Annotated in this window: 14 protein-coding genes; 11 read left to right on the top strand and 3 right to left on the bottom strand. The window is 68.3% G+C overall.

Annotated features, from left to right (window positions below; all coding sequences use genetic code 11):
• Positions 1-11: 11 nt before the first annotated feature.
• Positions 12-239, bottom strand: a complete 228-nt coding sequence (locus QR64_RS17140; protein ID WP_019288010.1) for a hypothetical protein — start codon at positions 237-239, stop codon at positions 12-14.
• Between the two features lie 111 nt (positions 240-350).
• Here QR64_RS17140 and QR64_RS17135 point away from each other — a divergent pair, with 111 nt between their 5' ends.
• A complete protein-coding gene (locus QR64_RS17135; RefSeq protein WP_039586350.1) occupies positions 351-839 on the top strand; it encodes a VOC family protein in 489 nt (162 codons plus the stop codon).
• Positions 840-872: 33 nt separating this feature from the next.
• Positions 873-2,198 carry an MFS transporter gene (locus tag QR64_RS17130; protein WP_039586348.1) on the top strand — a complete coding sequence of 442 codons (1,326 nt, stop codon included), beginning with the start codon at positions 873-875 and terminating at the stop codon, positions 2,196-2,198.
• Between the two features lie 25 nt (positions 2,199-2,223).
• Here QR64_RS17130 and QR64_RS17125 read toward each other — a convergent pair whose 3' ends face one another.
• Complete coding sequence (locus QR64_RS17125; protein ID WP_006550623.1) at positions 2,224-3,750, bottom strand: acyl--CoA ligase family protein; 1,527 nt, start codon at positions 3,748-3,750, stop codon at positions 2,224-2,226.
• A gap of 684 nt (positions 3,751-4,434) precedes the next feature.
• Here QR64_RS17125 and QR64_RS17120 point away from each other — a divergent pair.
• From QR64_RS17120 to QR64_RS17110, 3 genes are all read left to right on the top strand, one after another.
• Complete coding sequence (locus QR64_RS17120) at positions 4,435-4,788, top strand: hypothetical protein (RefSeq protein WP_006550622.1); 354 nt, start codon at positions 4,435-4,437, stop codon at positions 4,786-4,788.
• Positions 4,789-4,865: 77 nt separating this feature from the next.
• On the top strand, positions 4,866-5,474 hold the full coding sequence (locus QR64_RS17115; RefSeq protein WP_006550621.1) for a ClpP family protease: 609 nt from the start codon (positions 4,866-4,868) through the stop codon (positions 5,472-5,474).
• Positions 5,471-6,064 (top strand): ATP-dependent Clp protease proteolytic subunit, encoded by a 594-nt coding sequence (locus QR64_RS17110; RefSeq protein ID WP_006550620.1) that lies wholly within the window; start codon positions 5,471-5,473, stop codon positions 6,062-6,064. The genes QR64_RS17115 and QR64_RS17110 overlap by 4 nt, the downstream gene beginning before the upstream one ends.
• Positions 6,065-6,108: 44 nt before the next feature.
• Here QR64_RS17110 and QR64_RS17105 read toward each other — a convergent pair whose 3' ends face one another.
• On the bottom strand, positions 6,109-6,534 hold the full coding sequence (locus tag QR64_RS17105; protein ID WP_006550619.1) for a helix-turn-helix domain-containing protein: 426 nt from the start codon (positions 6,532-6,534) through the stop codon (positions 6,109-6,111).
• Between the two features lie 166 nt (positions 6,535-6,700).
• Between QR64_RS17105 and QR64_RS17100 the strand changes: the two genes are divergently transcribed.
• From QR64_RS17100 to QR64_RS17075, 6 genes are all read left to right on the top strand, one after another.
• A complete protein-coding gene (locus QR64_RS17100) occupies positions 6,701-7,975 on the top strand; it encodes a DUF6986 family protein (RefSeq protein ID WP_019288013.1) in 1,275 nt (424 codons plus the stop codon).
• Complete coding sequence (allB, locus tag QR64_RS17095) at positions 7,972-9,324, top strand: allantoinase AllB (protein ID WP_039586346.1); 1,353 nt, start codon at positions 7,972-7,974, stop codon at positions 9,322-9,324. The genes QR64_RS17100 and allB overlap by 4 nt, the downstream gene beginning before the upstream one ends.
• Complete coding sequence (gene alc, locus QR64_RS17090; protein ID WP_039586345.1) at positions 9,321-10,289, top strand: allantoicase; 969 nt, start codon at positions 9,321-9,323, stop codon at positions 10,287-10,289. The genes allB and alc overlap by 4 nt, the downstream gene beginning before the upstream one ends.
• 127 nt (positions 10,290-10,416) lie before the next feature.
• The gene (locus QR64_RS17085) at positions 10,417-11,811 is read left to right on the top strand and encodes a uracil-xanthine permease family protein (RefSeq protein WP_039586344.1); all 1,395 of its coding nucleotides are present in this window, start codon (positions 10,417-10,419) and stop codon (positions 11,809-11,811) included.
• Positions 11,792-12,847, top strand: coding sequence for an isopenicillin N synthase family dioxygenase (locus tag QR64_RS17080; RefSeq protein WP_039586343.1), 1,056 nt, complete (start codon positions 11,792-11,794; stop codon positions 12,845-12,847). Before QR64_RS17085 ends, QR64_RS17080 begins: the two co-directional genes overlap by 20 nt.
• Positions 12,844-13,581: an alpha/beta fold hydrolase gene (locus tag QR64_RS17075; protein ID WP_006550613.1), complete on the top strand. Its 738-nt coding sequence runs from the start codon at positions 12,844-12,846 to the stop codon at positions 13,579-13,581. Before QR64_RS17080 ends, QR64_RS17075 begins: the two co-directional genes overlap by 4 nt.
• Positions 13,582-13,664 lie beyond the last annotated feature (83 nt).

Below are 13,664 nucleotides of genomic sequence, written 5' to 3'. Positions count from 1 at the left end.
GCCACCCGATGCTACGCCCGGGGGACCCAACGGTCGGGCAGTCCGACGAGCCGTGCGCTCTCGCGCCACAACCGTTCGGCCTGCTCGTCGCTGCGAACGAGCACCGACGGTTCCGCCCACCACGGCTCGCCGCGGCGCAGTGCGAAACAAACCCGCCCGTCCGGAACGTCGATGTCACCGAGAACGAGGTCTGCGAGCGTGTTCCCGGCTTCGGTCTGCGTGTTGAAGGTGTCCTGCACAATGTCGAGGCGGTAGAGGCATGCTGTCCCGCTTTGCGGCGATGAGAATCCGGGCCGGACAGGGTCTGCCTTCGTGAGAGTGGAACACATTCGACGACACGAGGAGTCACGATGCCCAGGATCACTCCGTGGTTGTGGTTCGACATGAACGCCGAGGAGGCCGCGAACTTCTACATCGGTGTCTTCCCCAACTCCGAGATCGGTGAGATCACCCGCTACACCGAAGAGTCCACCGGAGGCGACATCCCGGTCCCGCCGGGGACTCCGATGACGGTCGAGTTCTTCCTCGACGGTCAGGTCTTCTACGGACTCAACGGGGGACCGCAGTTCCGGTTCTCCGAAGCGGTGTCCTTCCAGATCGACTGCGCCGATCAGGAGGAGGCCGACCACTACTGGTACGCGCTGACCGCCGACGGCGGCGAGGAATCCGCCTGCGGATGGTTGAAGGACAAGTACGGCCTGTCGTGGCAGGTGGTACCGAAACGGCTGAACGAACTGCTCGCCGACCCCGATCCGGAGGTCGCGAAGCGCGTGACCGCCGCGATGATGAAGATGCGCCGGATCGACGTGTCGGTGCTGGAGGCCGCCGCGCGCGGCTGATCGGCGCCCGAGCGCTGCGGTACGTTTCGGTGCATGACCACTCGCACCCAGCGGCTCGACGACCTGCCGTTCACCGGCAGACATCGCCGCCTGCTGACCGGCTCCGGCGTGGGCTGGGCCCTCGACGCCATGGACGTCGGGTTGATCTCGTTCGTCATGGCAGCCCTGGCCGTGCAGTGGGATCTGTCGTCGACGCAGCTCTCGTGGATCGGATCCATCGGCTTCGTCGGCATGGCGATCGGTGCGTCTCTCGGTGGTCTGCTCGCCGACCGCATCGGACGCCGGCAGGTCTTCGCCGCGACGCTGCTCGTCTACGGTCTCGCGACCGGCGCGGCGGCGCTGTCGACCTCGGTGGCGATGCTCATCGTCCTGCGGTTCGTCGTCGGACTCGGTCTCGGCGCCGAACTGCCGGTCGCGTCGACGCTGGTCAGTGAGTTCGCGCCCCGCAAGGTGCGAGGACGCGTGGTCGTGGCCCTCGAGGCGTTCTGGGCGGTCGGCTGGCTCCTGGCCGCTCTCATCGGTTATTTCGTCGTTCCCACCGGCGACGACGGGTGGCGGTGGGCGCTCGCCGTCGGGCTCGTCCCGGCTGCCTACGCCCTCGTCGTCCGGTTCGGCCTACCCGAATCGGTGCGCTATCTCGAGAGTCGCGGACGGCACGCGGAAGCCGAGGCGATCGTGCGCGACTACGAGCGCTCGGCCGGGGTCACCTCCGTGCCGGACGATGACGAACAACCCGGCCGACCTGTCGCCCAAGTCGAGCGTGTACCCCGGGGATCGGTATGGGCGCCGAACCTACGCCGCCGCACCGCGGCGCTGTGGATCGTGTGGTTCGGCATCAACTTCTCGTACTACGGCGCGTTCATCTGGCTGCCGAGCCTGCTCGTCGCGCAGGGCTTCGACCTGGTCACCTCGTTCGGCTACACGCTGCTCATCACGCTCGCCCAGCTACCGGGCTACGGGGTCGCGGCGTGGCTGATCGAGGTGTGGGGACGTCGCCTGACGCTGGGGGTATTCCTCGTAGGGTCGGCAGTCTCGGCGGGATTGTTCGGGCTCGCCGAGACTCCGGGAACGATCGTCGCGGCGGGTATGGCGCTGTCGTTCTTCAACCTGGGCGCATGGGGTGCCCTGTACGCGATCGGACCCGAGTTGTATCCCACGCCGGTGCGGGGCGCCGGCACCGGTTCGGCAGCGGCCTTCGGGCGGCTCGCGTCGATCATCGCACCGCTGCTGGTGCCGGTGCTGCTGGGCGTCGGTGGCAACGGTCTCGTCTTCGGTGCGTTCGCGGTGTCGTTCGTCGTTGCCGCGCTCGCGGCATTCACGCTGCCCGAGCGGGCCGGGACGGTTCTCGACGAGAGGTGACGTCGGGAACCGCCCCGGCCGGTGCTCAGAGACGCTCGCGCAGTTCGACCTTGCGGATCTTGCCCGAGGCGGTCTTCGGCAGGGCACCGAAGACGATGCTGTCGGGAACCTTGAAACCGGCGAGCTGCGAACGCACATGCGCGCGCAGTTCCGCTTCGTCGGCACTCGCGCCGCTGCGCAGTGCCACGTAGGCGACGGGACGTTCGCCCCACTTCTCGCTCGGCGCCGCGACGACGGCGGCCTCGAGAACGGCCGGATGGCTGATGAGCGCCGCTTCGACCTCGACGGACGAGATGTTCTCGCCACCGGAGATGATGACGTCCTTCGCGCGGTCGCGGATCTCGATGTAGCCGTCCGGATGCATGACGCCGATGTCGCCGGTGCGGAACCAGCCGTCCGGCACGGCGCGGGCGGTCGCGTCCGGGTTGTTGTAGTAACCGAGCATCACGTTGTTGCCGCGCAGCGCGATCTCACCGGTCGTCTCACCGTCGGCGGGAACGTCGGATCCCATCGGGTCGACGATGCGGAGTTCGCCGGCCACGACGTTGCCCACGCCCTGCCGCGAGCGCAGCCGTGCCTTCTCGTCCTCGGGGAGGACGTCCCATTCCGAACGCCACTCGCAGATCGCCGCCGGGCCGTACGTCTCGGTGAGCCCGTACAGGTGCGTGATGTCGAGTCCGAGCGCGGTGCACCGCTCGATGAGGGCGGGCGCCGGCGGTGCGCCACCGATCGCCGCGACGACACGATGGTCGATGCCGCCCGCATTCGGGGCGTCGACCAGCGACGCGAGAACGGTCGGCGCGCCGCACAGGTGCGTGACGTTCTCGGTGCGCACGAGATCCCAGATCCGCTCGGGGTCGACCTTGGGCAGGCACACGTGCGTGCCACCGGCTGCTGTGACGGCCCAGGTGAACGTCCAGCCGTTGCAGTGGAACATAGGCAGCGTCCACAGATAGGTGGATCCGCTGTCGAGCCCGAAGTGCGCGACCATCGCCAGGGCCTGCAGGTAGGCGCCGCGCGCGTGGTACATCACGCCCTTCGGATCACCCGTCGTGCCGGACGTGTAGTTCAGGGCGATCATGGTGCGCTCGTCGGCGAGCGGCACGCACCGATGACGGGCGGCGGCGAGCTTGTCCTCGTAGTCGTCGCCGACGACCGTGATCGACGGCAGATCGGCCGTGGCCTCGCGGGCCAGGTCGGCCAGCGACTCCTCGACGAGCAGGACCCGGCTGCCCGAGTGCTCGAGAATGAACCGCAGTTCCGGCGCGGTGAGGCGCGTGTTGAGCGAGACGAGCACGGCGCCCGCGTAGAGCACACCGTAGTGCGCCTCGAGCATCAGCGAGGTGTTCGGCGCGAGTACTGCGACACGGTCGCCGGGCTCGACACCGAGAGCGTGCAGCATGCCCGACTGTCGCAGGCACCGATCGCGCAATTCGGCATAGGTGCGACGGATGTCGCCGTCCACCACTGCGAGGTCGTCACGGAAGACCCGGGCGGAGCGGTCGAGAAATGCCGTGGGCGTGAGTGTTTCGAAACTGAATTGCTCGGTCACGTCTGTCGGTGCTCCTTCGGATTACGTCGCGCGCGCACTCCCCATCGCGAACGATGATGCGCACACCTCCCCGTGTGCTGTGAGGGCGATGACCATTCTTCCAAGAGCCGTTACCGATCTTGAACAGGGTCCACCCCTTTTCCGTACCGGCTGAACGCTCCGTCTGCCGTTGACCGGACCCGGAATCCGGCGTTCACTGAGAGGCACCGTGCTCGTCCACGAGAGAAGGCGAGTGGTATGAGTGCTCGGCAGAACGAAGCCCGCCGAACCTCCCGTCCGGCGCGGCGGCCGACCGCGACGCGCGCGAGGGCCACGGAGACGGAGACTCCCGTCGAGCCTGTGCGGACGCGCAGCCGTCGACCTCGCGAGCCCGAGCCCACCGCGCGGCGTCGCACCCGCGAACCCGAACCCGCTGCACGGCGTCGGGACCGCGACCCCGGAACCGGCTCGCGGCGCACCTCGACCCGAACCTCATCCCGATCGACCACTCGGACATCGACCCGTTCGGACGCCACGCCCCGCTCTCGTGTGAAGCCGGCGCCTCCGAAGGAGAGACGACGACCGCGTCCGCCGGCGAACGACGCCCGGGCAGGGAAACCCACCCGCCCCGGACGTGAGCGGACACGATCCGAGCAGACCCGACCCGAGCAGGCACAGCCGGAACCCACATCGCTCCTCGAGAAGTTGAAGGATGCGCTGCGGGCCGGTGTCCGCAGCGCACTGGCCGAACTCCGGGGACTCGGGGCGAGACTGATCCGGAAGATCCGCGGATGGGTGGACTCGCTCCTCGGCGAGGTCACCAGCGGCGGCGTGGGATTGCAGGCGGTCCTCGCCGGCATCCGAGCCGCGCTGGAGGGTCGCAATCCGGCCCTCGCCGCGCTGGGCGGGCTGATTTCCGGACTCAGCACCAAGGCGAAGATCGGCCTGGCCGTCGTGATCACGCTGGTGCTGCTGCTCGGACCGGTCCTGCTCGTGCTCCTTCTGCTGGCCGTCCTCGTCGCGGTGGTGATCAGCGCCGTCCGGTCCGCGGGGGACTGATCTGCCGGAACGACCGGTCCGTCTGCCGTGAGCAGACGAACCGCCGGTTCGCACCCATCGGGGGTCAGGCTGGCTGCATGACGACCACCGAACCATTCTCGTACCGGGACCAACTGGCCGACAGGCTCTTCCGTCAGCGCATCCTGCGACTGACCGGAGAGGTGGACGACGAGATGGCCGAGCGCGTCTGCTCGGAACTCGTCCTGCTCGCCTCCGCCGACGACCGGCGCGACATCGTCCTGCACATCAACTCACCCGGCGGATCCGTCTTCGCCGGCCTCGCCATCTACGACACGATGCAACTCGTTCCCAACGACATCGTCACCGTGGCAGCGGGATTCGCCGCCAGTATGGGGCAGGTCCTGCTCGCGGCGGGCACCAAGGGCAAACGCGCGAGCCTTGCCCACAGCCGGATCATGATGCACCAACCGTCGGCCGGATTCTCGGGGACGGCCGTCGACATCGCGATCCAGGCCGAGAATCTCGAATACATGAAACTGCAGTCGCAGCAGATCCTCTCGGACGCCACCGGGCATTCACTCGAGGAGATCGAACGCGACAGCGACCGCGACCGGTGGTTCACCGCCGAACAGGCGCGCGAGTACGGCATCGTCGACACCGTCGTCGGGTCGCTCGCCGAACTGGCGCCGTTCGCCGCAGGACGGCAGATGGGACTGGGACGATGAGCACCTACACGATCCCCAACGTCATCGAACGCACACCGGCGGGGGAGCGGTCGTTCGACGTCTTCAGCCGGTTGCTCAACGAACGCATCGTCTTCCTCGGCACCGAGATCGACGACGGGGTCGCCAACGTCGTCATGGCTCAGATGTTGCACCTCGAGGCCGAATCCCCCGATCGGGAGATCGGGCTCTACATCAACTCGCCCGGCGGATCGTCCACCGCGATGCTCGCGATCTACGACACCATGCAGTTCCTGCGCCCGAAGGTCGCGACCTACTGCATGGGACAGGCCGCCTCGGCGGCCGCCGTGCTGCTCGCGGCCGGAGCGCCCGGCCGTCGGCACGTGCTCGCCCATTCGCGGGTGCTGCTGCACCAGCCGTCGGCGCAGGGGCAGGGCACCATCTCGGATCTGGCCCTGCAGGCAGCGGAGGTGATGAGGGTACGGGCCCAGACCGAGGAGATCCTCGCCGCGCACACCGGACGTGACATCGACCGACTGCGCCGCGACACCGACCGGGACCGGATCTTCTCACCGACGGAGGCGGTGGCCTACGGCCTGGCCGATCACGTCGTCGTCGATCGGGACGGATGACCCGTCACGCAGTCACGTGGTCACACTGTGACGCAGTCATACCGTCATGCCGCGCACAACTCGACGCCGGCGTGACCCGTGGTCCGAAGTGTGCGATGCGCGGTCATCCGGCGGATCCCGCGCGCGAGCAGTTGCTCCATCGGAAGTTCCAGCGCATCGCACACGGACCGCAGCATCTCGGAGGAGGCCTCCTTGCGCCCACGTTCGACCTCCGACAGATATTGCTTCGACATCCCGACCGTGCGGGCGACGTCCTCGAGGCTGCGGTCCTGATCGCGACGCTCGTCGCGCAGGATCTCGCCGTAGATCTGGCGGAGCAGCCGGGGCTCGGTGCTGTCGGCTCCCCGCACGGGAGTCCGTGCCGACTTCGCGGCGGTCACACGTGCCGCCTTCGCGGCAGTCACACGTGCCGCCTTCGCGGCAGTGGCGAAATCGATCACGCGACCCTGCTCCGGCTCCATGCCGACCATTGTGCCGTCGATCCGGCGGCATCGGGCCGGGTTCTGCCGAGGACGAACACCGCCCCGGCAGATGTGTAACGGGCCCGTAACCGCAGTTAACCGAACACATGACCTGGCGCCGATAACGTCGGCGCACCACGACGTATACAGCCGTGGATACAGGACAGGAGTTCGGGTGCCGACAGGATTGCACAGGCTTGCGGCTGCGCTCGACGCGCAGCTCGCGGGCACCGACGCGGCATACACTGCGACCTATCCCGGGACCGACGGTGCCCGCCAACCAGTGCACACCGTCTACGTCCCGGCCGACCGCTACGACGCCGGGATCGCGGCACGATGGGGAGCCGACGCGCTCGACGTCCTCGACACCCACATCGACGGTCCCGCGGACCTCGCCGCGGTCACCGGCATCGAACCCGAACTGGCCGACGCCGTCCTCCCTCTCGTGGAGGCCAAACTGCGCACCGAACCGATCGAGGATCTGCGCATCGACTTCGAGGACGGGTTCACCCGCCCCGGCATTCCGGAGCACGAACGTGACGCCGACGAGGACGCCCACGTCGCCCGCGCCGCCGCCGCGCTCGCGACCGATCCCACCGCGACACCCTTCGTCGGCATCCGGTTCAAGTCCTTCGAGGCCGCCACCCGGCGCCGCGGACTGCGCACGCTCGACTCCTTCGTCGCCGAACTGACCGGAAAGTGCTCTCTCCCCGACGGATTCGTCGTCACGCTGCCCAAGGTCACCGCGCCCGAACAGGTCGCCGCTATGGTGACCGTCTGCGAGCATCTCGAGTCCACCTACCCGCTCGCCGCGCCCCTGCGGTTCGAGATCCAGATCGAGACGCCGCAGGCGATCTGCGGACCCGATGGCACCGCTGCCGTCGCCACCATGATCCGAGCGGCCCGGGGCCGCTGTTCGGGACTGCACTACGGCACCTATGACTACTCGGCCGCGTGCGACATCGCCGCCGAGTACCAGGCGATGGACCACCCCGTCGCCGACCACGCCAAGGCCACGATGCAGGTTGCGGCAGCGGGCACGGGGGTGCGGTTGTCCGACGGCTCCACCAACCGCCTTCCCGTCGGCACCCGCGACGAGATCCGCGCGGCATGGGGGCTGCACGCCCACCTGATCGACCGGTCGCTGCGCCGCGGCTTCTACCAGGGATGGGACCTGCATCCGGCGCAACTGCCCACCCGCTACGCCGCGACCTTCGCGTTCTACCGCCGGTCGCTGTCCACCGCCGCGGGACGCGTCGCGGCCTACATCGACCCGGCCCTGTCGTCGGGATACCTCGACGAACCCGCCACCGCCCGTGCTCTCGCCGCCTTCCTCCTGCGGGGAACGAGCTGCGGAGCCCTCACCGAGAAGGAAGTATGCGATCGCACCGGCACGAATCTCGACCACCTGGCCCGGCTCGCGGGTCGACCGACGGCGGTGACGCGATGACCACCGTGATCCGCGCGCGACGCGCTGTGGTGGGGGACGAGGAACGCAGCTGCGCCGTCCACGTGCGCGACGGCCGCATCGTCGCGATCGAGGAATACGACGGTGCCGCTCCGACCGGTGCGCGGGAGACCGTCCTCGCCGACGACGAGGTGCTGCTCCCCGGCCTGGTGGACACGCACGTCCACGTCAACGAACCCGGCCGCACCGAATGGGAGGGCTTCGCGACGGCCACGCGTGCCGCCGCGGCCGGGGGAGTGACGACGATCGTCGACATGCCCCTCAACTCCATCCCGTCCACCGTCGACGTGGCGGCCCTCGAGGTGAAGCAGAAGGTCGCGGACGGGCAGGTCACCGTCGACGTCGGATTCTGGGGCGGTGCGATTCCCGGTAACCTCGCCGATCTCGAACCGCTCTGGGACGCAGGGGTGTACGGATTCAAGTGCTTCCTCGCGTATTCGGGTCTCGACGAGTACCCGCCGCTGGACCGCGAGCAGATGATCGAGGCGATGCGCGTGATCGCCGGCTTCGGCGGCCTGCTCATCGTGCATGCCGAGGACGGACCGACCCTCGACGCGCAGGACCCACCGGCCGGACCGCGCTACGACGACTTCCTGTACTCGCGACCACCGGTCGCCGAGTCCCGTGCCGTGGCCCAGGTGATCGACGGCGCGCGGCAGACCGGGTGCCGCGTGCACATCCTGCATCTGTCGGATGCGGGAAGCCTTCCGCTCGTGGCCGCGGCGAAGGCCGAGGGCCTGCCCGTCACCGCGGAGACCTGCCCGCACTATCTGTCGCTGTTCAGCGAGGAGATCCTCGACGGCTCCACACATTTCAAGTGCTGCCCGCCGATCCGCGAGGCCCGTAACCGGGAAGCGCTGTGGCGCGGCCTGGCCGACGGCACACTCGACTGCATCGTCTCCGATCACTCGCCGTGCCTGCCGGAGTTGAAGAAGTTCGTCACCGGCGACTTCGGCGAGGCGTGGGGCGGAATCTCGTCGCTGCAACTCGGACTGCCCATCGTGTGGTCGGAGGCGCGCAAGCGCGGGCACACACTCGTCGACGTGGTGCGCTGGATGGCCGGTCGCACCGCCGACCTCGTGGGCCTGGCCGACCGCGGTGCCATCGCCGTGGGCAACAGTGCCGACCTGTGCGTCTTCGCGCCCGACGACGCCTTCGTGGTCTTCCCGGAGCGACTGCACCACCGCAACGCGGTGACGCCCTACGCCGAACGTGCACTGGCCGGGGTCGTGCGGCAGACCTGGCTCGCCGGTGAACCACTCACCGTCACCCTCGGCGCCACCGACCCCGCACCGCGTGGTGCGCTGCTCTCCCGAAAGGAAAACCGTTGACCGAAGCAGATTTCCTGCAACTGCCCGATCTCGCCGCGCGATCGCTGGGCGGAGCCGTCGTGTACGCGAACGACGAGTTCTTCGCGAGTCGCGAGAACCTGATCTCGCCGGGCGCACCCGATTTCGATCCTTCCGAGTTCGGGCACAAGGGAAAGGTCTACGACGGGTGGGAGACCCGGCGTCGCCGCGAACCCGGGCACGACTTCGCGGTGGTCCGGCTAGGCGTTCCCGGTGTCGTCGAGGGTGTCGTGATCGACACCGCCTGGTTCACGGGCAACTACCCGCCCTTCGCGTCCGTCGACGGGGTGAACCTCGACGGCTACCCGACCGATCAGGAGTTGCTGGACGCGCCGTGGGAACCGGTCCTCGAGCGCGTGGCCCTGAAGGGCGACACCGCGAACGCCTTCGCGGTGGAAGACGACCGGCGCTGGACGCACCTGCGCCTGAACATCTTTCCTGACGGCGGTGTGGCCCGCTTCCGGGTGCACGGATATGCACGCCCGGACCCGGCCTTCCTCACGGGCACGATCGATCTCGCGGCCCTCGAGAACGGTGGCGACGTCGTCGCGTGCTCGAACCGCTTCTATTCGTCGCCGCGCAACATCATCGGCCTCGGTCGCTCGCGGCACATGGGGGAGGGCTGGGAGAACGCCCGGCGCCGCGACGACGGCAACGACTACGTGGTGATCCGTCTCGCCGGGCAGGGATGCGTCGACCACGTCGAGGTCGACACCTCCTATTTCGTCGGCAACGCACCGGGAGCGGCGCGCCTGAGCGGAATCCCCAGCGGGGACGCGATGTCCGACGAATCGTCCTGGGTCGAACTCGTCCCGCGGACCGCACTGCTGCCGGACTGCCGGCACCGTTTCCGCGTCGATTCGCCGACGCCGGTGGAGTTCGTGCGGCTCGACGTCTATCCCGACGGTGGCATCGCCCGTCTGCGCGTGAACGGACGACTGACCTAGCTCCGATGCGGGTGCGGTGAGCGGTTTCTTACCCGCGCGAAACACGATGACTCGAGCCCGAAAACTTCGGCCCCCAAGCTGTATCCGGCACCGTATACAGCACTGCATCCGAAATGGGAGCGATCACATGACCTCACCGCACCCCGTCGACGCGCGACTACCGTTCCTCCGGCAGTTCGCGTTCGGCCTCCAGCATGTCCTGATCATGTACACCGGATGCATCACCGTCCCGTTGGTCTTCGGCGCGGCCGTCGGACTCGACCGAGACACCATCGCGATGCTCATCAGCGCCGACCTGTTGATCGCCGGTCTGATCACCATCGTCCAGAGCCTCGGTGTCGGCAAACTCATCGGTGTCCGCCTACCCATCGTCTGCGGTGCGACCTTCGCCGGCCTGACGCCGATGATCCTCATCGCGAAGGAATACGGCCTGCAGGCCGTCTACGGCTCCATGCTGATCGGCGGCATCGTCGGTCTCGCCCTGGCCTGGCCTTTCGCCAGGATCATCCGTTTCTTCCCGCCGCTCGTCACCGGTGCCGTTCTCACCGTCGTAGGAATCTCGCTCATCGGCGTGGCCGGTGGGTTGATCGTCGGTACCGACCCGTCGTCGCCCACCTTCGCCTCGCCCACCAACATCGCCCTGGCCGTGCTGGTGATCGGCGTCGCCGTTGCCTTCCTGTGCCTCGGTCGCGGCATCTGGGCCCAGCTCGGGGTCTTGATCGCCCTCGCCGTCGGCACGGTCGTCGCGGTCCCGCTCGGCCTGATCGACCTCGGCGGCGTGACCGGTTCGTCGTGGGTGGGTCTGCCCGCGCCCTTCCACTTCGGTGCGCCGGAATTCCCGATCACCGCGGTCGTCGCCATGAGCATCGTCATGGCAGTGGTCTTCGCCGAGTCCACCGCGAGCATGCTCGCCGTCGCCGAGATCACCGGCAAGCGCGTCAGCAAGGGCGACATCGCTCGTGGACTCGCCGGCGACGGAGCGTCCGCCGTGCTCGCGGGTGTCTTCAATGCCTTCGTCGACACCGTCTTCACCCAGAACGTCGGTGCGGTCGCCACCACCCGCGTCTACAGCCGCTACGTCACCGCCACATCGGGTGCGATCCTCGTGGTCCTCGGCGCGTTGCCCAAGGTGAGCTCGGTGGTCGCGGCGCTGCCGAAGCCGGTGGTCGGCGGTGTCGGCCTGATCCTGTTCGCCACCGTCGCCCTCGTGGGCATCAACACGCTGCGCTCGGTGGACCTGTCCGACCGCATCAACTCGACGATCGCCGCCGTCGCGGTGGGTGTGGGTCTGCTGCCCGAACTCGCCGAGGGCATGTTCGAGCGCTTCCCGTCCGCTGCGCAGATCCTGCTCGGCAGCGGCATCACGCTCGCCGCGATCGCGGCATTCTCGTTGAACCTGCTGTTGAACCACACTCGTCTCGGGACACTGGCTCGCGCGTCCCGGTCCGGCACGCCGGCCCCCGTCACCTCGGCCGGTACCATCTCTCCCAACGGAGTTGCCCATGAACCAGTCGCCGTCTGACGCCTTCGTCGTTCCCGCCGTCGACATCGGCCCGTACGTTCGGGCCGGCGACGAGGCCGAACGAGCTCGTGTCGCCCGTGAGATCGACGAAGCCTGCAGCCGTGTGGGATTCGTTCAGATTCTCGGACACGGCATTTCCGATCCGGTGGTCGACGGCCTCGCCGATGCCCTCGACGACTTCTTCGGTCTGCCGATGGACGACAAGCAGCAGTATCGGGTGGTGGGTGCGAACCGCGGGTACAGCCCGCCGAAGAGCGAGTCGCTGAGCCTGAGCCTCGGCGTCGAATCCGCCAGCCGCATGAACGATTTCTTCGAGGCGTACAACGTCGGCGTGGAGGCCCGGTCGTTCGCCCACCTGGACCTGTCGGAGGACGACTACGGAATCAACGTCTGGCCCGACGTCCCCCGCTTCGAGGACCGTGTGCAGACCTATTTCACCGAGGCTTCGCGGGTCGCGCGGACCCTCACCCGGATCTTCGCCGACGCCCTCGGGCAGGCCCCCGACTACTTCGAACGGCTCACCGACCACTCGATCGACGTGTTGCGGATGAACAACTACGCGCTGCCCGAGGGCACCGTCGACCTCGACGGCGATCTCACCGGCATGGGTGAGCACACCGACTTCGGGATCGTCACCGTGCTGTGGGCCGATCGGGTCGCGGGGCTGCAGGTGCTCGGCTCCGACGGTGTCTGGCACGACGTCGAACCGCTGCCCGGCGCCCTGCTGGTCAATCTCGGCGATCTCACCGCCCGCATCACCGACGACCGGTGGATGTCGACGCTGCACCGCGTCAAGCCGCCGATCGTCGACGGGAGGATCCGGCGCCGTCGTTCGGTGGCGTTCTTCCACGACGGCAACGTCGACGCGGTGGTCTCCACGTTGCCCGAATATGCGGGCCTGGAACCCTATGAACCCATCCTGATCCGCGATCACATCAAAGCGAAGCTCGCCGGGTCGCGGCACGGCAAGGCCAACACCGCTGCTGTGCGGGAAGCCGCCCGGGTGCTGGCGGCGACGGGGGAGAACCGCGAGTGAGTCATGTCGTGCTCGTGCACGGCGCGTGGGCCGGAAGTTGGGTGTGGGACACACTGCTCGAACCGCTCCGTCGGGCCGGGCACGTCCCACATCCGCTCGAGCTTCCCGGTGTCGGATCGTGGGGTGCCGACGACGTGACGCTCGACGACGTCGCCGCGGTCGTGGCCGACCACGTTGCCGGACTCGACGGTCCGGTGATCCTCGTCGGCCATTCCGGTGGCGGCATCGTCGTCACGCAGGTCGCGGAGATGCTACCCGAGCGTGTCACCGGGGTCGCCTATGTGGCGGGGATGATGCTTCCGTCCGGGGTCGACTTCGGGATGCTCTGCGACGGAATCGGTCTCGAATCGCCGGTGGGCATCTCGCGATGGCTCGAACCCACCGAGGACGGTCGCGGGACGATCGTGCCCCCGGAGGCCGGTGCGGCGGTGTTCTTCCACGAGGCGGATTCGGCCGACGCGATCGGTGCCGCGCGCCGACTCGTGCCGCAACTCGAGACCACCCGGCTCATGGCGCCCAGCTGGACACCGGAACGATTCGGGCGCCTGCCACGCCTGTACGTCGAAGCGACACTGGATCGTTCGGTTCCCCTCGTCACCCAACGGGGGATGCAACGCCTCACCCCGGGTGCGCAGGTCGTGTCGCTCGAGTCCGACCATGCGCCACAGCTGTCCGCCCGCGACGACCTCGCGGCGGCGCTGGTGGAGTGGTGCGCGGAGCGCGTCCGAACATAGGTCGGATCTTCACAAAGGTCGAAGCTACGGAACGAGACCGACGTTGTGTGCGAAATCCGGTGGGAAATCGCGCACAAGGTCGG

The sequence above is a fragment of the Rhodococcus sp. Chr-9 genome (assembly GCF_000801125.1).
Taxonomy (GTDB): domain Bacteria; phylum Actinomycetota; class Actinomycetes; order Mycobacteriales; family Mycobacteriaceae; genus Rhodococcus; species Rhodococcus pyridinivorans.
This window is presented reverse-complemented; position numbering and strand designations above follow the sequence as displayed.